Below are 23218 nucleotides of genomic sequence, written 5' to 3'. Positions count from 1 at the left end.
AATGGAAGGGGAACTGCTGCTAGAACGGGTTCCGCCGCAGAATACGGAAGCCGAGCTTGCTGTGCTCGGGGCAATTCTATTGGACAGCGAAGCGCTGGTTACCGCTATGGAGCGGGTGTCCAGCGATGATTTTTACCGGGAGGCTCACCGGCATATTTACGAGAGCATGATTGAGCTGGCCGAAGCGAACGAACCGGTTGACCTCATCACCTTGACCGCCAAGCTGCAGGACAAGCAGCTATTGGAGTCGGTAGGAGGCGTCTCGTTCCTGTCGGAGCTTGCCAACGCAGTGCCGACAGCCGCCAACATCGATTACTACGCGCAGATCGTCGAAGAGAAATCGATGCTCCGGCGTCTGATCCGGGCGGCCACGACGATCGTGAGCAACGGCTACGCGAGCGCCGAGGACGTCGGCGGCTTGCTCAGCGAAGCCGAGCAGCGCATCCTCGAGATCTCGAACCGCCGCTCGGGAAGCGGCTTCGTGGCCATCCGCGATGTTCTGATGGAGGTATTCGAACGCGTCGAATTCCTCTTCCAGAACAAGGGCGGCGCCACGGGGGTCGCTTCCGGCTTCCGCGATCTCGACAAGATGACGTCCGGCTTCCAACGCTCGGACCTCATCATCGTCGCCGCCCGTCCTTCCGTCGGGAAGACGGCGTTCGCGCTGAACATCGCGCAGAACGTCGGCGTCCGCGAGCGCGAGACCGTCGCGATCTTCTCGCTCGAGATGGGCGCTTCGCAGCTCGTCCAGCGGATGATCTGCGCCGAGGCGAACGTCGACGCCGGACGGCTGCGGACGGGCTTCCTCGAAGGTGACGACTGGGAGAAGCTGACGATGGCGATCGGATCGCTCTCCGAGGCGAACATCTACATCGACGATTCGCCGTCGGTCACGGTGGCCGATATCCGGGCTAAGTGCCGGCGGCTGAAGAAGGAGAAGGGCCTCGGCATGATCCTGATCGACTACTTGCAGCTGATCCACGGCCGCGGCAAGGGCGACAACCGGCAGCAGGAGGTCTCCGAAATCTCGCGGACGCTGAAGCAGATCGCGAGGGAGCTCGAGGTGCCGGTTATCGCGCTGTCCCAGCTAAGCCGGGGCGTCGAGCAGCGGCAGGACAAGCGCCCGATGATGTCTGACCTGCGGGAATCGGGCTCGATCGAGCAGGACGCCGACATCGTCGCGTTCCTGTACCGGGACGATTACTACGACAAGGAATCCGAGAAGAAGAACATCATCGAGATTATCATTGCGAAGCAGCGTAACGGTCCCGTCGGAACGGTGGAGCTGGCCTTTTTGAAAAACTACAACAAGTTCGTCAACTTGGACCGGTCGCATCAGGAAGTGGCGGCGGCCCGCGCTTAACCCGATAGCATTGTCGAATATCCGAACAATTATACCTCTAGGGGTGTGATTGTTCGTTTTTGCATTTGACTTTGCCGGGGGGGACTGCTAAACTAGTTATGCTGTGCGTTCAGCACGCAAATACTGGTGCCGAAAATCGCACCGTACGGGGGTTATGTTCATGTCTACCGTAGTAGTAGTAGGAACCCAATGGGGAGACGAAGGGAAAGGGAAAATTACCGACTTTCTGGCCGAATCGGCCGAAGTGGTGGCCCGTTACCAAGGCGGCAACAACGCCGGTCATACCATCCTCATCAACGACAAGAAATACAAATTGACCATGATTCCTTCCGGAATTTTCTATAGCGATAAAGTGTGCGTCATTGGAAACGGAACGGTTCTCAACCCGGGCGCTTTGATAGAAGAGATCAACTATGTGAAAGAGAACGGCTTTACGACCGAGAACCTGCGCATCAGCGACCGGGCCCATGTGATCATGCCTTATCACCTCCTTCTCGATAAGCTTGAAGAAGAGCGCAAGGGCGACAACAAGATCGGAACGACCGGCAAGGGGATCGGGCCGTGCTACATGGACAAAGCCGCACGTAACGGCATCCGGGTGGCGGATCTGATGGACGGCGCCGAGTTCGAGCGCAAGCTGCGCCACATCGTGAAGGAGAAGAACTCCCTCATCGAGCAGGTGTATGGCGTGAAGGGGCTCGACGTGGAATCCATCCTGAAGGAGTACCAGGGCTACGCGGACATCCTGCGCCATTATGTTACGGATACTTCGGTCGTCCTGAACGACATGATCGATCAGGGCAAGCGGGTGCTCTTCGAAGGAGCGCAAGGCGTTATGCTCGATATCGACCAAGGAACCTATCCGTTCGTTACGTCGTCGAACCCTTCGGCGGGCGGCGTCTGCATCGGCTCGGGCGTGGGCCCGACCAAGATCCACCAGGTGATCGGGGTCGCCAAGGCGTACACGACCCGCGTGGGCGACGGTCCGTTCCCGACGGAGCTGAACAACGAGATCGGCGACCGTATCCGCGAAACGGGCCATGAGTACGGCACCGTAACCGGCCGCCCGCGCCGCGTGGGCTGGTTCGACAGCGTCGTGGTCCGGCATGCCCGCCGGGTGAGCGGCATCACCGGCCTGTCCCTGAACTCGCTGGACGTGCTGACGGGCCTGGACACGGTCAAGATCTGCACGGGCTACGAGTACCGCGGCAAACTGATCGACACCTACCCGGCCAACCTTAACATGCTGGCCGAGTGCGAGGCGGTGTACGAGGAGCTGCCGGGCTGGAGCGAGGACATCACCGGCGTTCGCTCGCTGGATGACCTGCCCGTCAACACGCGCCAATACTTGAACCGGGTGTCGGAGCTGACCGGCATTCCGATCTCCATCTTCTCCGTCGGCCGCAACCGCGAGCAGACGAACCAGGTTCGGCCTATCTATATCTAACACGAAAGCCCCGGAGAAACCCGGGGCTTTTTTTCTATGAACCAGGGAACGTACCGGATAGCCAATCGGAAAGAAGGGACACCGGAATAAGCCAGCACATGGTATTTCCCTTGACTTTACCTGGGTTTTTAGGGAAATAACCCTTTATATTATTTAGTATTACTTAGTAATATTCCTTAGATTTTTTTGGGTAAATTTTACACGTCGGCCCGATTGAGTCTCTCTTCTTTCGTCCATACTAGACGGTAGATGAAAGTGGAGGAGGCAACGGCTTTGACAAGATTCGTAACCTGGCTGGCCAAAAAAATCGCCGCGACTGTTCTGATTTCCGTTATGACCATCTACGTGACGTGGCTAACGGTGCACACGTATGTGGACCAGCTGCTGGCCAAGTATCATTTGGAGACGCCCGGTCAAAACATGCAATTTTCAGACTTTTTGGCAAATGTGTCGAGCGGGTTGAATATATTTAGACAGTCATCGGGAAAAGCGAAGGAGCAGGCGGTCGAAACGATGACGAACGGAAGGGACGGCGGCGGGACGGGAGCGGCCGACCAAAGCACGACAGCCAACCCGTCGGAGCCTCCTGTGCCAAGAGGCGAGGGAGCCGTTGAGGTGTGGGGACAGACGACAACCGGAAGCGGGCAGAATCTGGTGATGTCGGCGGAGGATTTTATCAAGAAGAAGGAGAAGCTGTCCGACGAGGACAAAATGAAGATCTTCACGACCTTGGCGGGGAGCCTGCCGGCGAGCGAGCTTCAGACGCTGTCGGCCATGGCGGAGGACGGCATTACAGGCGAGGAAATGGGCAAAATCCAGTCGATGATCGATAAGTATATCAAGCCGGAACAAGTGAAGGAGCTGACCGCGATTCTCAACAAATACAACTGATGCCGTACGATGGAAAGTCCTTGAAATAGGCGTGCAGCCTCTTGTTAAGTCTGGTTAAGTCTTGAACGGGAACAGCCTCATGTCTCCGATTCCAACCGGTAAATTCCGGGTAAAGAAGTGGGATTGGTTGATCGATTCGGGAGAAATGTGGTAACCTAGTAAAGGCTACGTTGGTGCGGGATGTCGAAATTTGACGTATTGAGGCCGGATGTGTAAATGAGCGGATCCCCCGGAGTCCTGTCCAACCACCAGGAAAAAAGACTAAGAGGAGACAATCATGACAGGAATCAAGAGTATAGATTGGGTCTTGAAGAAGCTGGCTTCGGCCAAGCAAACCTCCAAGGGCCAATGGCAAAGCTTGACTGGCAGGATGAATGCCGTCTTGGGCAAATCGGTTGGCAGTCCGATCGAGAAGATAGAAGAGAAGAACGAAACGCCCAATAGAGAAGGTCAAGCGCACGTAGAATCGCAGACAGAAGCCGTTCTTCAAGCGGTAACGGAGCAGCCGGTAATGACCTCCTCCGAAACGAAGGAAGCGGCGGCGGCCGTGCTGGCGGAACGGAACGAGGAGCAGCCCCTGGCAGCTGCAGAGAATCCGAACGAATCCCAACCACTGGTGATGGATTCGACGGAAACGAACGCGGCGGAACAACCGTCCCTGATTACAGCCGACGGCTCCAAAGAATCGGAGCAGCAGGCGGTCCGGATGGACTGGTTCTCCGTGCTGCGCGGTTACCGTATGCAGCTGGTGAAGGGCGCAGGAGCACTGGGGCTTATCGGGTGCATTACGTTCGGCGGCAATCATTATGTACAGGCGAATACGCACGAAGTGTATCATGTGCTCTTTAACGGCCAGGATATCGGAACGGTCAGTTCCCCGCAGCTCGTGGATGATTTCAAGATCGAGAAATACAAAGAGCTGGGGAAGAAATACCCCGACGTCCAAATGGTCCTGAACACGGATGAGGTTCTAATCCGAAGCGAAAAGGCTTTCAACCTCGAGTATGATAACGAGGCGGCCCTTAAAGCGTTGTCGGCCAAGCTGTCGGCTCACGCGGTGGGCGTCCAGCTGTCCATTGACGGGAAGGCCGTCGGTGTCTTGAAGGACCAGAAAACAGCCGACACTGTATTAGACACCATCAAAGGCAAATATGTTCCGCAAAAAGATAAAAATGTTGGAGAAGTCGCCGCCCTCTCCACCAAGAACCTGGCGCCGGGCGAAAGCGAGCTTCAGGAAGCGGGCTTCGTGCAGAAGGTGGAACTCACCCCGGTGAACGTTCAGCCGGAGGAGCTGGCCGATCCGCAGAAGGTTATCGAGAAGCTGCAGACAGGCGATGTGAAGCCTAACGTCTACACCGTGCAAGAAGGCGACTGCCTGGGCTGCATCGCGAAGAAATTCAATATTACGAAGCAGGCGATTTACCAGAACAATCCGGGCGTGACGGACGATTTTATCAAGGTTGGCCAGCAGCTGAACTTGACGATCCTGAAGCCGGCTCTGTCCGTTAAGACGGTAGAGAAGATGGTCGAGACCCAGGAAGTCCAGTATGATACGGAAGTTATCCAGGACCCCGCCATGAAAGCCGGAGAAGTCCAGCCGGTTCAAGACGGCAAGAACGGCGTGAAGAAGGTGGCCTTCAAGGTCACGAAGGTGGACGGTCTTATGGCCGATGAGGAGCTCGAGAGCGAAGAGGTCGTCACGCCTCCCGTGAAGGCGGTCGTCCGCAAGGGGACCAAGGTCGTGCTGGGCGAAGGATCCGGGAAGTTCGCTTACCCGGTCGTTTCCTTCACAATGACGAGCGGATTCGGCCAAAGATGGGGCAAGCTCCACAAGGGAGTGGACCTCGTCTCCGGCAATAAAAATATTCTCGCTGCCGATAACGGCAAAGTGGTCTTCGCCGGTTACCGCAACGATTACGGTAACTGCGTGATCATCGATCATGCCAACGGGTACCGCACGCTTTACGGCCACATGAGCCAGCTGTACACCACGGTGGGCAAAATCGTCGAGAAAGGCGAGAAGATCGGTTATATGGGAAGCACCGGCGACTCGACCGGCGTTCATCTGCATTTTGAAATTCAGCGCAATGGGAACGTAGAGAACCCTCTTAAGTACTTAAGCCGATAACAGCAAGTTGAATCACCGATTCCGAAATTAAAAGGAAACGGGATCAGGCAGCATCATACAGGGGAGACGGAAGCGACCGGATGGTTCGCGGCTGTCTCTCTTTTTTGTTAGAATAGAGGTATGGTGATAAGCAGTCCATAAGACAGGCGGTGCGGGATGTACGGAAAAATTCTTGTAGTGGACGATGAGCGTCCGATTGCCGATATATTGAAATTTAACCTGGAGAAGGAAGGGTACCAGGTCGTCTGCGCGTATGACGGCGGGGAAGCGGTGGAGCTGGCGTTCTCCGAGGACCCGGACCTGATTCTGCTCGACCTCATGCTTCCCGTCAAGGACGGGATGGACGTGTGCCGCGAAATCCGGGCGAAGCTGAATACGCCGATTATCATGCTGACGGCGAAGGATACCGAGCTCGACAAGGTGCTGGGGCTCGAGATGGGCGCCGACGATTACGTGACGAAGCCGTTCGGGACTCGAGAGCTTCTGGCAAGGGTGAAAGCCCATCTGAGAAGGCAGACGAAGGCGCAGGCGGCTCCAGAGCCGGAGGAGAACCAGGGACTACGGCTTCACAACCTGCTGATCGACAGCGACATGTACGTGGTCTACAAGGACGGCGAGCCGCTCGACCTGACCCACCGCGAATTCGAGCTCGTCCATTACATGGCGAAGAACTCGGGCAAGGTGATGACCCGGGAGCATCTGCTACAGGCGGTGTGGGGGTACGATTACTACGGCGACGTGCGGACCGTCGATGTGACCATCCGCCGGCTGCGGGAGAAGATCGAGGACGACCCGAGCCGTCCGGAATACATCACGACGCGGAGAGGCCTCGGCTACATGATGCGCAGCCCCAAAAACGGAGGGCTGTAAATGAAAGCCACCCGCTTCTTTCGCACCATTCAGATGAAGCTGATCATCATCTATGTTCTGCTGATTCTTTTTGCGATGCAGCTGATCGGGATCTACTTTATGAAGACGATGGAGAACTCGTTCATGACGACGTTCTCCGACTCCCTTAACATGCAGGCGGGCTTGCTTGCCGAGCGCGTGGCGGCCCAATACGCCGATTCGGAGCAAGAGCCTAAGACGGGAGACACCAAGGTCCCCGACAGCAAAAGGCTGAACGACAGCATCAGCGAGCTTGTCGTGGCGTGGAGCAAGTTCGGCAATGCCGACCTCGGCATTCAGGTGGTCGATGCGAACGGGACCGTCATCAGCACGAACCAGCCGGATTCAGCCAAAATCCTCAATACGAAGAACAACACCAGCATCGTCATGCGGGCTCTCCAGAACATCCGGGAGGAGCAGATCTTCATCGACACGGACGGCCAGCGCAAGAAAGCGGTGGCCATGCCGGTGACCAGCGGGGACAAGGTGGTCTATGCCGTCTACATCACGAAGCCGCTGAAGGATGTCTATTCCACGATCAACCGGGTCAACGGCATTTTCATCTCCGGTACCGTCATTGCACTCGCGCTGACCGCTCTTCTCGGCATCTTCCTCTCCCATACGATCACAAGCCCCATCAAGGAAATCACGAAGCAGGTCACCTCGGTAGCGGAGGGGAACTATGACCAGCGGGTGCGCTTGTACAGCCAGGACGAGATCGGGCAGCTCAGCAACGCGTTCAACTACATGACGGACCGGCTGAAGGAGGCGCTGTCCTCGAACGAGGAGGAGAAGGAGAAGCTCGAATCCGTTCTCGCCAACATGAGCGACGGTGTGATCGCAACCGACGACGTCGGCCGCATCATCCTGATCAACTACCGGGCCCGCAAGATTCTGGACGTCGAGGAGAAAAAGGCGTTCGGCCGCGACCTGGCCGATCTCCTGAACCTGCCGCCGGAGCTGAAGAACGCGCACGTGCACGACAAGGAGCAGGTCACGCTGCTCGAATTCGACCGGCCGGAGGAGGAGCCCCGCAAGGTGAGGGTGACCTTCACGCCGATCCACCGGCGGGACATCGGGACGACGGGCACGATCGTCGTGCTCCAGGACGTCACCGAGCAGGAGGAGCTGGAGCAGGCCCGCCGGGAGTTCGTGGCGAACGTGTCCCACGAGCTCCGGACGCCGCTCACGACGATCAAGAGCTACCTCGAGGCACTCGAGGACGGTGCCCTGGAGGAGCCGCAGCTAGCACAGCGGTTCATCGGCGTGACGCGCAACGAGACCGAGCGGATGATCCGCCTCGTGACCGACCTGCTGCATCTGTCGCGCTTCGATTCGAAGCAGGCGATGATGTCGCGGGAATGGACCGATCCGGCGGAGATGCTAGAAGAGGTGGCCGACCGGTTCGCCTTCCAGCTTCAGCAGCGGCATATCCGCATCCGCCAGAAGGTGGAGACCCGGCTGAAGCCGGTGCTCGTCGACCGCGACAAGATCGACCAGGTGCTCGACAACCTCGTTTCGAACTCCGTGAAGTATACCGGAGACGGGGGCTGGATCGAGCTGACGGCCCGGGTGAAGGACGAGAAGTGGCTGCAGGTCACGGTCGAGGACAACGGAGTGGGCATTCCGAAGAAGGACCTGGAGCGTATTTTTGAGCGGTTTTACCGGGTGGACAAGGCCCGTTCACGTAACATGGGCGGGACGGGCCTCGGTTTGTCCATTGCCCGGGAAATTATTAAAGCCCACGGGGGAACGATCTCCCTCGACTCCGAATACAACAAAGGCACCAAGGTCACCTTCACCCTCCCGTATTCCCCGCAGGAAGGAAGTGAGCCGGCATGAGGGAACGTCTGAAATCGGCCATTCTGTTCGTGCTCGTCGGCGCGAGTCTTATCCAGAGCTACGTGCTCGCCTATGGAACGCCGAAGTTCGAGCTGGTCAACCAGACCGACTATATTCCGACCGAGCTGACCGGAACTCAGGCGAATGTGGAGGATGTCGTGTACCCGGAGCAGATCGTGGTTCATTCGGGCAATAAGAAGCATACGGTGCTTCCGATTCAGATGCCGTTCTATCATATGATTTACAACGAATTTCTGCAGCAGCGGCGCTTCGAGGGCTTCCACCGGACAAACACGTTCGGGTCGTCGCTCAACATGGAGGCGATCCGCAACAATTCGCCGGGACTGGAGATCAAGTTCCGGGAAGCCGTGCCCCTCTCCGTGCTGCAGCGGGTGATGGAGATCAAGGAAGAAGCCCCGATCGAGAACGATTATATCGCCAAGATCTGGATCTACATTGACGAGAGCAAGGGCGAGGTCAAGGCCCTGTTCTTCAGTGAATCCAACCTGGTCGTTTACGAAGCGGTGAAGGCGGACCTGGACGCGGCCAAAATTCAGAACTTCGTCAATCTGGGCGAATACCAGCCTTCCTACCATACCGAAACGGGTGACTACTACCTGCCGGATGTGCCGGTGGAGGCCGTGCAATACAAGATGTCTTATACCGAGTTGACGGCGGATAAGCTGAAGCGGAGTCTTTTTGCCGATCCGGCCATGGTCAGCCTTCTACAGGAGAAGAACGGAACCCAGTTCTACACCGATGCGAAACGCGGCCTGCAGATGAAGAGCGCTCAGCATTGGCTCGCCTTCACGGATCCGGTATCGGCTCCCGTCAATTCGAAGAACGATGTGAAGGAGAATATGCTGTCGGCGATCTCTTTTATCAACCAGCATGAGGGGTGGAACGGCAACTACCTGTACAGCGAGCTGTCGCCAAAGCAGGGGACGGGGCCGCAGACGATCGTATTCCGCCAATATATCGACAACTACCCGATCATCAACACGAAGCAGGACCTGTTCGGCTACATCAAGGTGGTCCTGAACAAAGGCATCGTCTCCAACTACGAGCGGTCGACCATCCTGATGGACAAGCCGTCCTCCAAAACCCAGGTTACGCTGCCGGGAGGCAAGGAACTCGATGACCTGGTCAAAGCCTATCCCCGCCGGGCGCAGGTGGTGAATGTTTTCCCGGCTTACAAGGCGGGGATCACGGATAAGACGGTGGAGCTGACCCCCCGATGGGCGGTGGAGCTGAGGGATGGGACGTATGAGTTTCTGTAAAGGGCCGGAAGGGACAGGAGGGAAGCCATGGACTGGGGACGGGCCAAAACGGTATTGATCATCTCGTTTCTGATGCTGAATGTATTGCTCGGCTTCCAGCTGTGGAACAGCCGTTCGGATAAGGTCCATTCCCTGACGGATACGGCCATCGCCATGGAGGAGACGAACAAGCTGCTCGCGAGCAAGAACATTACGGTGCAGATGAAGGAAATTCCGAAGGAAACGCCGAAGCTGAAGGCGGTCAATTACAAGGAAACGTACAGCGACAAAACGACTATATCCCTGCCGGAGCCGGTAAGTACGGTGAACTTTTTCGGCCGGAGCCGGATGAAGTCCGTATTGGACAAAGCAGGCGTCAACCATGCCGAGCAGTACGAGTTAGATCCGGCGGCGAGCAAGGAAGGGCTGCAGGTGATGAACCAGATGTACGACAAGCTTCCCCTCTTCGACATCACGCTTCAGCTTTTGGAGCAGAAGGGGAAACTAACAGGTTACAAACAGACCTATGTTGAAGTACAATCAGGGGGAGACGCCAAGGAGCAGAAGGTCATTTCGGCCTATACCGCCCTCAAAAGTCTCGCGGACATTCACCTGAAGGACAACTCGGTCATTACCGACGTCCGGCTCGGCTATCATGGGCAGCGCTTCGATGCGGACACGCAGTACATGCTGCCGGTATGGCGCGTGGTGCTGAACAGCGGAGAGCTGTTCTACGTGGAAGCGTTCAGCGGCGCCGTAGAAGGCACGCAGGACGGCAAGGAGACGGCCGACGCCCGAATGGCAAGGTAGAGGTTAGGAAGGACGAGAGCAGGCTTGGGGAAGGCCGGAATGGCCTGGAAGAGCTAGAATGGATTTTAGGGAAGCTACCATGCTTTTCCTACACATAGAGGGGCAATCCTTAAGCCGGGAGGCGCAGGAAAGCTTCAGCGGAAGTCACAAGATAAGGAGCAAGAAAAACATGGGATTGAGGTTTACCGTATTGTCCAGCGGCTCGACGGGAAACGCGACGCTGGTGGCGAACGGGGAGAAGAAGGTGCTCATCGACGCGGGCTTCAGCGCGAAGAAGCTGGAGCAGCTGATGGAGGAACGCGACATTTCGGGGCACGACCTGGATGCGATTCTCGTCACTCACGAGCATTCCGACCACATCAAAGGCCTTGGGCCTATCGCGCGGAAATATAACCTGCCCGTCTACGCGAACGAGAAGACGTGGGAGGCGCTGGAGAAGCAGATCGGGGCCATCGCCGAGGAGAACAAGCGGGTGATGGAGACGGGCTCCTCGATGGACCTCGGAACGATGAAGATTGAGTCGTTCGGCATCTCGCACGATGCAGCGGAGCCGGTGGCGTACAACTTCTATGAAGGGGAACAGAAGCTGAGCGTGGCGACCGACCTTGGGTACTTGAGCCCAAAGGTGAAGGAGTCCGTCGCGGATGCCGACGTGCTCGTGCTGGAGTCGAATCACGACGTGGAGATGCTGAGGATGGGCCGGTACCCGTGGAACATCAAACGGCGGATTCTGAGCGACCTCGGGCACTTGTCCAACGATGCCGCAGGGGAAGGCTTATGCGAGCTTCTCGGGGGACGCACGAAGCGGGTCTATTTGGCCCACCTGAGCCGTAATCATAATATGACCGATTTGGCCCGTTTAACGGTGGGTAATATTCTGGAGGACAACCGGATCACCTGCCAGGACCATTCCTATAAGCTGATGGACACCTACTATGACCGTCCGACCGAATGGGATTCGCTGGACGAAGACTAGCGGAATCGGGCTTGGGGCCGGACGTCAGCCGTGGAAACGCTCGGGCAGAGCGTCGGCATCGAGCGAGGCGATGCGGGCTTGCAGCTCCGCCTGCGTGAGAAGGCCTTTCTCAATCAGCAGGTCGGTTAGGGCGCTCAACAGGAGCAGCGAGTCATACTGCTGGCTTTTCAGGTCGGCTAGCTTGCCGATCAGGTTCACTTGGTCCATCGGATTCATGAGCAGGTCTCCTTTTGGGCTCTTGGATACTATTAGTCTAGTCACGAATCAGCCGAAAGATTCCTATAAGCGATATAAAAGATAGAGCCGTCCCGGCAGGACCCCCCGCCGCGCCGGCGGAAAGGGGGTTCGGATGAGTTTCTGGAAGGATGATTTCTACAATACGCGGGTATCGCGGAGGGCAAGACGGGAGTGGGAGCCGCGCCGCCGCAATCCGAACCGCCTGGTGATCGTCTCGGCCGTGTCCGTGCTGGCCGGCATGCTGCTGATGCTGACGCTTGTCCAATGGTTCGGCGGAGGCGAGGAGCCGTTAGCGGCTGACGTTCATCCGAATGCGGCCAGCGTGCCGGTCTATGATATCAACGACCGGGTCGTGGCCGCCGGGGATAAGGTCCGGCCGGCCGTCGTCAGCATCATCAGCACGATGAAGGACGGGGACAAGGTCAAGGGCATCGGAATGGGCTCGGGCGTGATTTTCCAGAAGAGCGGCGACCGCGTGCGGATCGTGACGAACAATCACGTGGTCGATGGCGGCACCTCGGTCGAGGTGGTGCTGTCGGACAGCGAGCGGAAGAAGGCCGAGGTGATCGGCCGTGACATGTATACCGACCTGGCCGTGCTGGAGACGGACGCGGCGGGCGTGAAGGCGGTCGCGGAATTTGGCAATTCCGACGAGCTGAAGCCGGGGCAGGCGGCCATCGCCATCGGTAACCCGCTCGGGCTGAGCTTCTCCCAGACGACGACCGTCGGGGTCATCTCTTCGCCGCTCCGGACGATCCCCGTGTACCTGGGGGCGGACGGAGAAGTGGAATGGGAGATGGACGTTATCCAGACGGACGCGGCCATTAACCAGGGCAACAGCGGCGGGGCGCTCGTCAGCCTCGACGGCAAGGTGATCGGGATCAACAGCATGAAGATCTCGGACGCGGGCGTCGAGGGCCTCGGGTTCGCGATTCCGATCAACAGCGCCAAGCCGGTGCTTGACGCCCTCATCAAGGACCACAAAATCAAGCGTCCGAAGATGGGCATCACCTCGGAGGACGTGCAGTCGTTCAAAAGCGGGCTCGAAGTATTAAAACTGCCCGAGGATGTGAAAACTGGTATTATCGTAAACGATGTGACAGGACCGGCCAAGGATGCGGGACTCAAGACCCACGATGTGATCGTGGAGCTGGACGGCAAGCCCGTCGCGAGCACCATGCAGCTGCGCAAGTATCTGTTCACCCATAAAAAAATCGGAGACGAACTCATCGTCACCTACTACCGGGCCGGCAAGAAGGCCTCCGCCACCGTGAAGCTGGCGGAACTGGACTAAGTAACGGAGGACTTACATGTACGTCGTATGCAAGGATCATGTGGAATTGGCCATCGACCGGTTCGTCGATGAATACGAGGATGCCCCGGATGTGGTGGACCTGGACAAAACGCAGTTCGCCGCCTGGGACCCGCCTCCTCACTGCGAGGAATGCGAGAAGCACGCGCAATTTTTGGTGGTATAGGCGGGAAGGAGGGAGCTCGGGCTCCCTCTTTTTTGCATTTCCTGTCGGATTGTAGGTTAAGGCAAGGGCTATTAGGAGGGGACGAACGATGAATATACAAATTGTAGCGGTGGGCCGGCTGAAGGAGAAGTACCTGACGGACGGCATCGCCGAGTACTTGAAGCGGCTCGGGCCGTACGCGAAGGTGCAGATCACGGAGCTGCCGGACGAGAAGGCGCCCGACACGATGAGCGCGGCGGAGGAGGAGCAGGTGCGCACCCGCGAGGGCGAGCGGATCCTCGCCCAGCTCAAGGAAGACGCCCACGTGATCGCGCTCGCCATCGGCGGGCAGACGTGGTCGTCCGAGGAGCTGGCGGGCCAGCTCGAGCGGCTCGGCACGCACGGCCGCAGCCGCGTCGCGTTCGTGATCGGCGGCTCGCACGGGCTCTCCGCCGCCGTCCTGCGCCGCGCCGACCAGCAGCTGAGCTTCGGGCGGGTGACCTACCCGCACCAGCTCATGCGGCTGATCCTGGTGGAGCAGGTGTACCGGGCGTTTAAGATTAATCGGGGGGAGCCTTATCATAAGTGACGGCGAAATATTTTTACCCAGTAACGCCATAGCAAGTGCTATAATTTTATTAATTTTGGGGGTGATCTAATGGTTTTTTCAAAGGTCATCAAAGATTTAAGGAAAGAATTAAAATTAATTCAAGAACAATTAGCACGCGAACTCGATTTAAGTTTTTCAACAATAGATAGGTGGGAGAATGAAGACACCAACCAAGTAAACTTGCACAACGTTCAATATTAGCATTCTGTCGGAATAAAGGGGTTTTAGAAAACCTCTGGAAAGGAGTTCATTAACTATGGCTAGGGCAGATTTGCTTTTAGATATAATTAAATATGGGCTGCATGGCGATATGCCAAACTTACGAAGAGCTACAGAAGCAGTTTGTGCGGAGGAACGTGCAAAGCAACACAATGTCTTGGTTAATCGGATTGAGGAACTTTTAAACAGTTCCAGGTCAAATCCCAACAATTCGCAAATGGGACCTTCGGTTGGTAAGAATGGTTCAATCGAACAATCACTATTTACTGAAATAACGCCAAGAAAGAGATTAGAGCATCTAATCCTTCCTCAAAATGTCTATTCATTGTGTAGGGAACTCATTGAGGAACAAAATAGAGCTGATCTATTAAGATCTTACGGGTTGGAACCTCGAAACCGAATTTTACTTAACGGGCCTCCTGGCAATGGGAAAACTTCGGTAGCCGAAGCAATTGCAGAAGCGCTAATGATTCCGCTGTTAACCGTCAAATACGAGACAATAGTAGGTGCCTATCTAGGTGAAACAGCTAATCGGTTAGCGAAATTAATTGATCAAGCAAAAAGACGTCAATGTGTACTTTTTTTCGATGAATTTGAAACATTAGGTAAAGAGCGCGGAGACGTCCATGAAACCGGGGAAATAAAACGAGTTGTTAGTTCCTTGTTATTGCACATTGATTCCTTACCAAGTTATGTGATTGTGGTTGGGGCAACAAATCACGAGAACCTCTTAGATAAAGCCGCTTGGAGAAGATTTCAACTTCATTTAGAACTACCTACACCCTCAAGAGATAGTTTAGAAAAATGGTTCGTTGATTTTGAAAAAAGAACAGGATTTAAACTCGGATTAGCACCTAGTACTCTTGCGAAAAAATGCTTAGGCTACAGCTTTGCGGAAGCTGAGGAACTTGCAAGATCTATCCAAAGACAATACATTTTACAGTTACCTAATGAAAATATAGTCGAGGTTTCTACAAAAGTGGTAAAATTGTGGGAATCACAAAAGAGAGTTAACAATGGAGATATGTAGGGGGTACCTTTTGCATGGCCGAACGTCCACTAATTCTTTTTCCACGATTTGAAGAATCCGAAAGGGCCAATGGTAGTGGGAGAGGTCCTACATTTACTAGACCAACAATAGGCAGACAGATGGAGAAATTTGCTCCGAAGTTTGAACAATTACAACGTGCAATTGAGACAAAGCATGTTACTGTCCAAAGCACCGCCTCAGGAATGAATCCAGAGACCGCTCTTGTACTTGAAGTAGTTGGGGGTGTGGATAGTTTTTATTCAGCAGTGAGAAGAATTGACGGTTTGGAATGGATGTTCGATATATCAGTTGATGGAATTAGTGATGAGGATTTTTCACCAACCGATGCGGAGGGGAATATAGAGGACGGAGAATTATCTGGTAAAGTTTATTGCGTAATGACTAATAAACAAGCACTTGATCAACTTTTATCTTTATGGCGTCAGTATGTACAAGATCCAGACATGGTTTTCCAGCGTGGATATGCTGGATTTAGAGACGTTTTTAGGCAACTTAAAGATATTAGATACTGGAGTCCATTGGATAGGTTAGAAGAAACACATGTGCTGGACTACTGGAGAGAAAATCTTGAATTTGACGGAAGTGAAGTTGTAAATTTTGAAGTCGAACTATTCTTCCGAAATAATTTAATTCATAGAAGCAATTCGTCTTCTTTAATAAGAAGAGTAATTCAAGATATGGGTGGGGATGTACTGTCAGAATGTCAGATTTCGGAAATAACATTCCATTCCTTATTGGTTTCTTTACCAAGAAATCAAATTGAAAATCTGGTAAACAATTATGAGGAAGTCCAACTGACTAGGGTTGATGATATTATGTTTTTCAGACCCGTGGGTCAGATTGCTTTTCCAGTAAATTTAGGTGATGGGCCCTTAGAGGAGGTCGACGTCACTTTAGTAGATACCGAAATTAATTCTGAGCCTGTGGTTGCTCTTTTTGATGGATTACCAATGCAAAATCATTCTTTATTAAACGGACGATTGGTAGTGGATGATCCCAACGACTGGGCAAGACTCTATGTAGTAAAAAATAGGGTGCATGGGACAGCAATGTCATCATTGATATTGCACAATGATTTAAATAGCGAGGAATCTTCGTTAAACCGAAAGATATATGTAAGGCCGATTTTTTTACCAACAAGGGATTTCAATGACAACTTAACTGAAAAAGTCCCAAATGACGTTATTATAGTCGACTTAATTCATATGGCTGTCAGGCGTTTATTCGAAGGTGATTCTACAACAGATCCTGTTGCTCCTAAAGTGAAGATTATTAATCTATCGATGGGTGATCCCTCAAGACAGTTTGTGAATTCTATGAGTCCACTCGCAAGATTGCTTGATTGGTTAAGTTATAAATATAAGGTGCTGTTTATTGTAAGTGCAGGTAATCACAGTACGAATAATATTAGTTTGGGGATGCCTTTCTCGGATTTTGCGAGGCTATCGCCGGATGAGAGGGGGAAACTGGTACTCCGAGCAATAGAGCAGAATAGCAGAAATATGAGGTTGCTTTCACCAGCAGAGAGTATTAATAGTCTTTCTGTGGGTGCAATATTTTCGGATGCGAGTACTGTAGTTGAAAACGATAGGTTCATTTTTCCGTATACTAAAATGCTTCCTAGTCCAATTTCAGCTATAGGTTCTGGATATAATCGTTCAATAAAACCCGATATATTTTACCCCGGGGGCAGGAAGTTCCTAAAGGAATCACTGTTCAATGACAATATGAATTGGGTTACATCGCTTACACGTCCACCTGGCTGTTGTGTGGCATTTCCTGGAGACGACGAAACATCGTCCAGAGCATATACTTTCGGTACAAGCGATGCAACAGCCCTTATGACGCATTACGGGGGTAAATGTTTCGATGTATTGGAAGAGATCTTCTTATCCCAAACGGGGGATAGTGTACCGGATGAGTTTGCTGCAGTTATCATCAAATCGATGTTGGTCCACGGAGCAGAGTGGGATACTGATTCTGCTTCATTGATAGCGCAAGCACTAGAGGTTTCAGAGAAGAGGGTCTCTAAATGGTTAGGAAATGGTATTCCTGATGTCTCCAAGGTAATGGACTGCGCCAAAAATCGAGCGACATTAATCGGTTACGGGAGTTTGACTAAAAACAAAGCTCACGTCTATAAGCTGCCTATCCCTTTTGATTTTGTTACCGGAAGATATTATCGGAAACTTACTGTGACCTTAGCATATCTATCACCAACTGTCCCTTCAAAACAAAAATATCGATCTGCGCAGTTATGGTTTACTCTTAATAACAATCGTCTACTCGGCTTTCGGAAAAATACGGATGATAAGAGTGTCAAGAGAAGTACAGTCCAACATGAGATCTTCTTTGACGATAGAGCAGTATCGTGGGATCCTGACGACAGTATAGAGATAAAAGTTAATTGTAAAGATGATGCAGATACAAGGTTCGACCCAATCTCTTATGGTTTGCTTGCAACCTTTGAGTTAGCACAAGAAATATCCGATAGTTTAGACATTGATGTTTATTCAACTGTAGTGAATAGGATAAGAGAAGCCGTTACGATACAAACTAATAGAATCGTAGAATAACACTTATAAGGAACCGATAATTCGGTTCCTTATTTCGCGTTTCGCCTGGTACGGAGAACCTTATCATAAGTAGGACGGCAAGATGAAAGGGCACAGCCCTCATAAGAAGGCTATGCCCAGTCTGGGTAGAACACTTTTCGATTGTACCCTTATTTTAAAAGCTGCTTGGAGATCAGCTCATTAAATTCAGACTGCAATTGCCGTTGGAGTTCCTCCACGATCGAAAAATCGACAGCCGCAACATAATAGGCCTTAATTTGGGAATCGATGGCCTCGGCTTCCGCCAAAGAGGAGGTGGCCTCTTTCATTTTTGCCGAATAACGTTCTTTAATAGCGGCTAATTCGGCAGCATAGGCTTCATCGGTGCCAGGAGTCATCGTAAGGGTATACATATCTAGGATTTCATCCCCGTCCCGATCAGGATAGTATTCGTGCGGGGCGGTACTGTCGAAGATAGCTGTTCCCAGCTTCGGAAATATCAACATATCCAGGCTGTTTGGATCAAAGCCGCAATGAAAAACTTGGACTTCGACTCCTTTTTCTTCGGCAGCGGCGGCAAGCTTTTTGAGCAGGGTCGATTTTCCGGATCCCGGCCTTCCTTTGATGAAAATCCGTCTTTCCAATTGAGCGGTCAAGCTTCGAATAAAATCGAAGGCCCCCTTCGGAGTCGCAGCTCCGAAAAACAAGTGACGCCCAACGGTTGGTGTATCATTTTCATGACCAGCAAATAATTCTTGAATCAAACCCTGCGCAATCTGGTCAGCCTTCATGAAATCCATGCTTTCGATATAATATTTTTCCCATTCGTCATGAATCCGCAATGCGGTTAGGAACGTTTCGTATGCTTTGGAATAAGCACTTACCAGCTTATCTTTAAGGCCATCTATTGCCTCGGAATCTTCCGGGGAAATATGGCTGTACTCAAGAGCTCTCCCGAAATCCATATAGACGATTTCACCGGCTTCGTTCTGCGTAATCCCCTCGCAGACTCGCCCATCGACAATCCCAATCTTCCCTTCCGTTAGAATGAGGCCGTCCAGTTCGTCGGGGCGGAGGGGGGAATGGAAGCATTGCACATGCTGGCCTTTAGCCAGCAAACTATCCGCCAAGCTTCTAATAACCGTAGATTTCCCCGTACCCTGGGGACCCTTAAGGACGTATATCTTGTTCAGCCCATCAAAGGCGGATTTATACAAGAAATGGGCTCCGCGAGCCGTATTGCCGCGGGCAAAGTAGTGAGATGATTTGTCCACCAACTGGAACACTCCTTTTTGCCTATTCCGATTCCTATGATTTAGAGGTTCAAAGGGATCCATCAGAATAAGCATGCGTGGGATAAATGCCTATGCTTCTGTATATTCCGCAAGGTAACAAGAGGTGTTTGTCCTCCCCCTATTTGATGTTTTGTGGCGTCCGTTCTGGCGTATACTTTACTTTAAAGAGACGAATGACAAGCATCTATGGTAAGATGTAATTCTATATGTTAAGAGGACGTGGATAAACTTGATAACGATTACGATTCCAACGCCAGAAGTCACCATCCATAAGCAAGAGGCTCCAGAATTGAGCCATATTTATGGGTTTACGGATTTCCACCTAATCACCAGGGAAAAAGGCGGCATCTTCCTATTCTACAACGACAAGGACGAACTGCTCTTTGTGGGAAAGGCTCGAAAGCTGCGGCAGCGAATCAAGAAGCATTTTGAAGATACCGTCTCGCCGATCAAAAATCACAGAGATGAAGTCGTGAAAATAGAGGTGTCTATCGTAGAGGACCCCGTTGAGCGGGAAATTTATGAAACCTATATAGCGAACAAGCTCGGGGCAAAATACAACGTAGATAAATTGACTTCATAAATGCCGATAGCAAGAAGCAATGTGCTGAATCCCCAAGGGGAACAGGCCCATTGCTTTTTCGTTTTATGGGTGGCTATTGACAGTTACCAATATTTCGTGTATTTATTGATTAATAAATAAATACATAAGGGGTCTAAGAAGTGGCCAAAGATGACCGCAAACAGCAAATTGTCGAAGCCGCCATAGCCGTCTTTGCCAAACAAGGATATTACAAGACTACAACGACCCATATAGCTCAAGCCGTGGGGGTTACCCAGCCTTACGTGTTTCATTTTTTTAAGACGAAGGAAGAGCTGTTCCTTGCCGTTCTGGAGCAATCCGTTCAGCGTATTGCAGGCCTATTCACGGAGGTGGAAGCGTCGGCGGAGCACTTGGAGGACCGGATGGGCCAGGCGTTCTACGACCTGTTGGCAACACACCGGGACGAAACTTTGTTGTCCATGCAGGCTTTCACGACGGTTGAACCTGGGATCCGCGGGAAGGTGAGGGAAGGATTTTCCCATATTTATGAGGTAGTAAAGGAAAAATTCGAGCGGGCTCAAATTCCGCAGCCGGGCCTCCGGGCGTCTGCCTTTATTGGCATGGGTATGGCTACGGTATTGTCCGAGGTGCTGGAGATGCCAGAACTTTTACCATACTGTGAGAAGGACTAACCGCCTTCTCTTCCTTTTCGGCTTTTCATTTATTGATTAATAAATAAAATAGAAGAAGCGGGAGGAAACCAAATGGCAAAAGTAAAACCAGGTAGATACACTGCCCGTATAGAGGGCGACTTCGTCGTTTTCTTAATTGGCATGCGCGTCAATCGGCTGTGGGCTGTACACAAATGGCTGCCTGTGTTGCAGGCGATGGGGCCGATGCTGAAAGAACTTTATACCAATCGAAAGTTAGGCTTTCGGGGTACTGAGTTCATGGTGGGGTGGCGCAGCGTGCATCTGCTCCAATATTGGGATTCGTATGAGCAGCTTGAGGAGTATGCCCGCGGCGGACAGCATCTACATGCCTGGCGGAATTTTAATCGCAAGGTCGGAACCGATGGAACCGTCGGGATCTACCATGAAACCTACAAAGTCCGGGCCGGCGATTATGAGTGTGTTTATGGAAATATGCCGGTGTTTGGCCTTGCCAAGGTGACCGAGCATATTCCGGCGACTGGCCGAATGGAGACATCGCGCCGTCGTATGGGTGGGGAGAATGAGCCAGCCGTGCCGACGCCGGCAAATCCCCATAAAGGAGCGCACGGATGAACACGCTGGTTATTTACACGCATCCTAATCATCAGAGCTTAAGTTTTGCACTTTTTCAAGAGGTCCTTCGAGGATGCAAGGAGAATGCGAAGATCGATGAGGTAAGAGTGCTGGATTTATATGAGGAAGGGTTTAACCCGATTCTGATTTTTAACGAGAATAAACGCAGGAGAGATATGCATGCCGACCCGAATCTCGCTGTATACCGAGAGCAACTGATGTGGGCCGATAAAATCGTTTTTATATACCCGATCTGGTGGGGGCGTCCTCCGGCTATGCTACTGGGATATATAGACCAAATGTTTGCTTCAGGTTTTGCGTACAGAGAGAAGGGCGGGCTTTTGCCGGAAGGACTTTTAAAGGGGAAGTCGGTTGTCTGCATCTCCAGTATGAAGGGACCGGCTCTTTATCCTTTGCTGTGGCTGAATAACGCACACAAAATATTAATGCGTAAAGCGCTTTTTAGCTTCGTTGGCATCAAAAAAGTGAAGTTTTTTGAGTTTGGCAGCATGGAGAGTCCACGGGGCAGACAAAAGGAAAAACTAAATAAGATCTATCGCTATTTCAAAACGCTGAGAACATAACTTGCCGTTACAGACAATGCTTAGAACCGTATCCCAAGTGACGCGACCGAGATCTGCGCACAAAAATGCCCTCCCCGCTTCCTACTAGGAAGCGGAAAGGGCGGCAATGTTTGCTTTCACCGTGTTATTGGTTGATTTGGCCGCCATCCACCGTGTAAATGGATTGGGACACATAGGAAGCGTCATCGGATAGCAAGAAGACAGCTACATTAGCCACCTCTTCCGCTTCTCCGTATCTTCCCATGGGGACAGCAGCGCCAAATGCTTTTCTTGCTCCTTCGGCGTCCTCCGGAACCGTATTCTTCTCAATCTGACGCATCATGCGGGTATTGATAACCCCGGGCGCCACGGCATTCACTCTAACGCCAAACGGGGCGGCTTCCAATGCAACGACTTTGGTCATTCCGATGACAGCATGCTTCGAGCTATTGTAGCCCACAAAACCAGGTGATCCGATCAATCCAGCACCGGAGGAAGTATTTACGATGCTGCCGTACCCTTGTTTCTTCATCACAGGTACCACGTATTTCAAGCCCAGAAATGCACCCTTAACATTGACGTTCAGCACCAGTTCGAACGTCTCAGTGGGATAATCCTCAACGTTCGCCGTAATGCCTTCGATCCCTGCATTGTTGAAGAAACCATCGATTTTGCCGAATTTCTCAACGGTTGCCTTAACATAGGCTTTGACATCTTCTTCCTTTGCCACATTGGCTTGAATGGCAATCGAATTTGCCTCACTCAGTCCCAATTCGGATACAGCCTGTTGAACGGCTTCCAGGTTCAAATCCACCAAAGCCAGCTTGGCTCCTTGCTCTGCCAGCTTCTTGGCCGTCGCTTTCCCGATTCCGCCCGCCGCGCCTGTAATGATAATCACTTTACCCTCGAATTTTGCCATGATGAATACCTCCCCAGATGATGAAAGAATTATTGAGCCGTATACCCGCCATCGACCGTTAAGCTATTTCCGGTCATGAAGGAAGAGTCGTCAGAAGCCAGGAACAATACAGCTTTCGCCATTTCTTCTGCCTGGCCAAGACGTTTCATGGGAGTCATCTGGGCCAAGGCTTGTTTACTTTCTTCGGGAATAATCGGTGTATCAATAAAACCTGGGCATAATGAATTTATGCGAATGCTGCGTTCCGCGTATTCCAGCGCAAGGGAGCGGGTCAGGTTAATAACGCCGCCTTTGGCCGCGTTGTAGGCAGCCGAACCAGGGGATCCGACCCAACCGTACATCGAGGCCGTATTGACAATCGTGCCTCCGCCTTGCTTCAACATTTCACGGATAGCTTCGCGCGCTACCAAGAATACCCCATCCAAGTCGACATTTATCGTATTGCGCCACTCGGAATAGTCAAGATCATGCGAAGAATGAACACGCCCGATCCCGGCATTATTAAAGACGATATCCACTTTACCGAAAGCTTCAATAGCTCGTTTGAAAATATCAGCAACTTCTTCTTCGACTGTGATGTTGGCCTTTATAAATAAAGCATCGCCATGGAGCGCTTTTAGCTCCTTTTCGAATGCCAGCCCTTTTTCTTCATTTAAATCAACAAGAACCACTTTGGCTCCTTCTGATACAAACAGACGTGCTGTCGCGGCACCGATACCCGATGCCCCACCCGTAATCACGGCTACTTTGTTATGCAGTTTACCCATGGCTGATCCTCCTTGTATAATGAGTACAATTTAATTGTACTCCTCTGTTCCCCTATAACAATCATCAAGGTTCTGGCTGATGTTCATGCAGTAGACACCTTAGTATAAAAT

General features: G+C 52.4%; 23 protein-coding genes. 19 read left to right on the top strand and 4 right to left on the bottom strand.

Going from position 1 to position 23218, the window contains the following annotated elements; translation table 11 throughout:
• Window position 1: 1 nt before the first annotated feature.
• From dnaB to MJA45_RS28425, 9 genes are all read left to right on the top strand, one after another.
• Window positions 2-1363 carry a replicative DNA helicase gene (dnaB, locus tag MJA45_RS28465; protein WP_315605258.1) on the top strand — a complete coding sequence of 454 codons (1362 nt, stop codon included), beginning with the start codon at window positions 2-4 and terminating at the stop codon, window positions 1361-1363.
• Window positions 1364-1523: 160 nt separating this feature from the next.
• The gene (locus MJA45_RS28460) at window positions 1524-2810 is read left to right on the top strand and encodes an adenylosuccinate synthase (RefSeq protein ID WP_315605257.1); all 1287 of its coding nucleotides are present in this window, start codon (window positions 1524-1526) and stop codon (window positions 2808-2810) included.
• Window positions 2811-3083: 273 nt separating this feature from the next.
• A complete protein-coding gene (locus tag MJA45_RS28455) occupies window positions 3084-3701 on the top strand; it encodes a hypothetical protein (protein ID WP_315605256.1) in 618 nt (205 codons plus the stop codon).
• 277 nt (window positions 3702-3978) lie between these two features.
• Complete coding sequence (locus MJA45_RS28450; protein WP_315605255.1) at window positions 3979-5829, top strand: M23 family metallopeptidase; 1851 nt, start codon at window positions 3979-3981, stop codon at window positions 5827-5829.
• A 156-nt stretch (window positions 5830-5985) separates the two neighbouring features.
• On the top strand, window positions 5986-6699 hold the full coding sequence (yycF, locus tag MJA45_RS28445; protein WP_315605254.1) for a response regulator YycF: 714 nt from the start codon (window positions 5986-5988) through the stop codon (window positions 6697-6699).
• Entirely contained in the window at window positions 6700-8559 is a 1860-nt protein-coding gene (gene walK, locus MJA45_RS28440) for a cell wall metabolism sensor histidine kinase WalK (protein ID WP_315605253.1), read from the top strand.
• Window positions 8556-9839: a YycH family regulatory protein gene (locus MJA45_RS28435; protein ID WP_315605252.1), complete on the top strand. Its 1284-nt coding sequence runs from the start codon at window positions 8556-8558 to the stop codon at window positions 9837-9839. The genes walK and MJA45_RS28435 overlap by 4 nt, the downstream gene beginning before the upstream one ends.
• Before the next feature lie 27 nt (window positions 9840-9866).
• Window positions 9867-10628: a two-component system regulatory protein YycI gene (yycI, locus tag MJA45_RS28430; protein WP_315605251.1), complete on the top strand. Its 762-nt coding sequence runs from the start codon at window positions 9867-9869 to the stop codon at window positions 10626-10628.
• Window positions 10629-10797: 169 nt separating this feature from the next.
• The gene (locus MJA45_RS28425) at window positions 10798-11604 is read left to right on the top strand and encodes an MBL fold metallo-hydrolase (protein WP_315605250.1); all 807 of its coding nucleotides are present in this window, start codon (window positions 10798-10800) and stop codon (window positions 11602-11604) included.
• A 24-nt stretch (window positions 11605-11628) separates the two neighbouring features.
• On the opposite strand, the gene MJA45_RS28420 is transcribed toward MJA45_RS28425, so the two are convergent.
• On the bottom strand, window positions 11629-11820 hold the full coding sequence (locus tag MJA45_RS28420; RefSeq protein ID WP_315605249.1) for a hypothetical protein: 192 nt from the start codon (window positions 11818-11820) through the stop codon (window positions 11629-11631).
• A gap of 133 nt (window positions 11821-11953) precedes the next feature.
• Here MJA45_RS28420 and MJA45_RS28415 point away from each other — a divergent pair, with 133 nt between their 5' ends.
• From MJA45_RS28415 to MJA45_RS28395, 6 genes are all read left to right on the top strand, one after another.
• Window positions 11954-13135 (top strand): S1C family serine protease, encoded by a 1182-nt coding sequence (locus MJA45_RS28415; RefSeq protein WP_315605248.1) that lies wholly within the window; start codon window positions 11954-11956, stop codon window positions 13133-13135.
• 16 nt (window positions 13136-13151) lie between these two features.
• Complete coding sequence (locus tag MJA45_RS28410) at window positions 13152-13319, top strand: CxxH/CxxC protein (protein ID WP_315605247.1); 168 nt, start codon at window positions 13152-13154, stop codon at window positions 13317-13319.
• 88 nt (window positions 13320-13407) lie between these two features.
• Window positions 13408-13887 carry a 23S rRNA (pseudouridine(1915)-N(3))-methyltransferase RlmH gene (gene rlmH / locus MJA45_RS28405; RefSeq protein ID WP_315605246.1) on the top strand — a complete coding sequence of 160 codons (480 nt, stop codon included), beginning with the start codon at window positions 13408-13410 and terminating at the stop codon, window positions 13885-13887.
• Window positions 13888-13956: 69 nt separating this feature from the next.
• The gene (locus tag MJA45_RS28700; protein WP_407083092.1) at window positions 13957-14109 is read left to right on the top strand and encodes a helix-turn-helix domain-containing protein; all 153 of its coding nucleotides are present in this window, start codon (window positions 13957-13959) and stop codon (window positions 14107-14109) included.
• 55 nt (window positions 14110-14164) lie between these two features.
• On the top strand, window positions 14165-15157 hold the full coding sequence (locus tag MJA45_RS28400) for an AAA family ATPase (protein ID WP_315605245.1): 993 nt from the start codon (window positions 14165-14167) through the stop codon (window positions 15155-15157).
• A 14-nt stretch (window positions 15158-15171) separates the two neighbouring features.
• Complete coding sequence (locus MJA45_RS28395; protein WP_315605244.1) at window positions 15172-17754, top strand: S8 family peptidase; 2583 nt, start codon at window positions 15172-15174, stop codon at window positions 17752-17754.
• A 149-nt stretch (window positions 17755-17903) separates the two neighbouring features.
• Here MJA45_RS28395 and MJA45_RS28390 read toward each other — a convergent pair whose 3' ends face one another.
• Window positions 17904-19010 carry a PRK06851 family protein gene (locus tag MJA45_RS28390; RefSeq protein WP_407083091.1) on the bottom strand — a complete coding sequence of 369 codons (1107 nt, stop codon included), beginning with the start codon at window positions 19008-19010 and terminating at the stop codon, window positions 17904-17906.
• A 247-nt stretch (window positions 19011-19257) separates the two neighbouring features.
• Here MJA45_RS28390 and MJA45_RS28385 point away from each other — a divergent pair, with 247 nt between their 5' ends.
• The 4 genes from MJA45_RS28385 to MJA45_RS28370 all read left to right on the top strand — a co-directional run bounded on the left by MJA45_RS28385 (window position 19258) and on the right by MJA45_RS28370 (window position 21442).
• Entirely contained in the window at window positions 19258-19611 is a 354-nt protein-coding gene (locus tag MJA45_RS28385; RefSeq protein ID WP_315605243.1) for a nucleotide excision repair endonuclease, read from the top strand.
• 140 nt (window positions 19612-19751) lie between these two features.
• On the top strand, window positions 19752-20264 hold the full coding sequence (locus tag MJA45_RS28380) for a TetR/AcrR family transcriptional regulator (protein ID WP_315605242.1): 513 nt from the start codon (window positions 19752-19754) through the stop codon (window positions 20262-20264).
• Between the two features lie 72 nt (window positions 20265-20336).
• Window positions 20337-20858: a DUF4188 domain-containing protein gene (locus MJA45_RS28375; protein WP_315605241.1), complete on the top strand. Its 522-nt coding sequence runs from the start codon at window positions 20337-20339 to the stop codon at window positions 20856-20858.
• Window positions 20855-21442: an NAD(P)H-dependent oxidoreductase gene (locus tag MJA45_RS28370; RefSeq protein ID WP_315605240.1), complete on the top strand. Its 588-nt coding sequence runs from the start codon at window positions 20855-20857 to the stop codon at window positions 21440-21442. Before MJA45_RS28375 ends, MJA45_RS28370 begins: the two co-directional genes overlap by 4 nt.
• Before the next feature lie 124 nt (window positions 21443-21566).
• On the opposite strand, the gene MJA45_RS28365 is transcribed toward MJA45_RS28370, so the two are convergent.
• Both MJA45_RS28365 and MJA45_RS28360 read right to left on the bottom strand, forming a co-directional pair.
• Window positions 21567-22340, bottom strand: coding sequence for an SDR family NAD(P)-dependent oxidoreductase (locus MJA45_RS28365; protein WP_315605239.1), 774 nt, complete (start codon window positions 22338-22340; stop codon window positions 21567-21569).
• Window positions 22341-22369: 29 nt separating this feature from the next.
• Complete coding sequence (locus MJA45_RS28360; protein ID WP_315605238.1) at window positions 22370-23107, bottom strand: SDR family NAD(P)-dependent oxidoreductase; 738 nt, start codon at window positions 23105-23107, stop codon at window positions 22370-22372.
• Window positions 23108-23218 lie beyond the last annotated feature (111 nt).

Source organism: Paenibacillus aurantius (assembly GCF_032268605.1).
GTDB lineage: Bacteria > Bacillota > Bacilli > Paenibacillales > NBRC-103111 > Paenibacillus_AO > Paenibacillus_AO aurantius.
This window is presented reverse-complemented; position numbering and strand designations above follow the sequence as displayed.

Coding starts and splice junctions, on each gene's coding strand:
- yycI (WP_315605251.1), top strand. CDS start 9,867: ATGGACTGGGGACGGGCCAAAACGGTATTGATCATCTCGTTTCTGATG.
- MJA45_RS28360 (WP_315605238.1), bottom strand. CDS start 23,107: ATGGGTAAACTGCATAACAAAGTAGCCGTGATTACGGGTGGGGCATCG.
- MJA45_RS28415 (WP_315605248.1), top strand. CDS start 11,954: ATGAGTTTCTGGAAGGATGATTTCTACAATACGCGGGTATCGCGGAGG.
- MJA45_RS28435 (WP_315605252.1), top strand. CDS start 8,556: ATGAGGGAACGTCTGAAATCGGCCATTCTGTTCGTGCTCGTCGGCGCG.
- MJA45_RS28400 (WP_315605245.1), top strand. CDS start 14,165: ATGGCTAGGGCAGATTTGCTTTTAGATATAATTAAATATGGGCTGCAT.
- MJA45_RS28365 (WP_315605239.1), bottom strand. CDS start 22,340: ATGGCAAAATTCGAGGGTAAAGTGATTATCATTACAGGCGCGGCGGGC.
- MJA45_RS28370 (WP_315605240.1), top strand. CDS start 20,855: ATGAACACGCTGGTTATTTACACGCATCCTAATCATCAGAGCTTAAGT.
- MJA45_RS28460 (WP_315605257.1), top strand. CDS start 1,524: ATGTCTACCGTAGTAGTAGTAGGAACCCAATGGGGAGACGAAGGGAAA.
- rlmH (WP_315605246.1), top strand. CDS start 13,408: ATGAATATACAAATTGTAGCGGTGGGCCGGCTGAAGGAGAAGTACCTG.
- MJA45_RS28395 (WP_315605244.1), top strand. CDS start 15,172: ATGGCCGAACGTCCACTAATTCTTTTTCCACGATTTGAAGAATCCGAA.
- MJA45_RS28425 (WP_315605250.1), top strand. CDS start 10,798: ATGGGATTGAGGTTTACCGTATTGTCCAGCGGCTCGACGGGAAACGCG.
- dnaB (WP_315605258.1), top strand. CDS start 2: ATGGAAGGGGAACTGCTGCTAGAACGGGTTCCGCCGCAGAATACGGAA.
- yycF (WP_315605254.1), top strand. CDS start 5,986: ATGTACGGAAAAATTCTTGTAGTGGACGATGAGCGTCCGATTGCCGAT.
- MJA45_RS28375 (WP_315605241.1), top strand. CDS start 20,337: ATGGCAAAAGTAAAACCAGGTAGATACACTGCCCGTATAGAGGGCGAC.
- MJA45_RS28420 (WP_315605249.1), bottom strand. CDS start 11,820: ATGAATCCGATGGACCAAGTGAACCTGATCGGCAAGCTAGCCGACCTG.
- walK (WP_315605253.1), top strand. CDS start 6,700: ATGAAAGCCACCCGCTTCTTTCGCACCATTCAGATGAAGCTGATCATC.
- MJA45_RS28450 (WP_315605255.1), top strand. CDS start 3,979: ATGACAGGAATCAAGAGTATAGATTGGGTCTTGAAGAAGCTGGCTTCG.
- MJA45_RS28700 (WP_407083092.1), top strand. CDS start 13,957: ATGGTTTTTTCAAAGGTCATCAAAGATTTAAGGAAAGAATTAAAATTA.
- MJA45_RS28410 (WP_315605247.1), top strand. CDS start 13,152: ATGTACGTCGTATGCAAGGATCATGTGGAATTGGCCATCGACCGGTTC.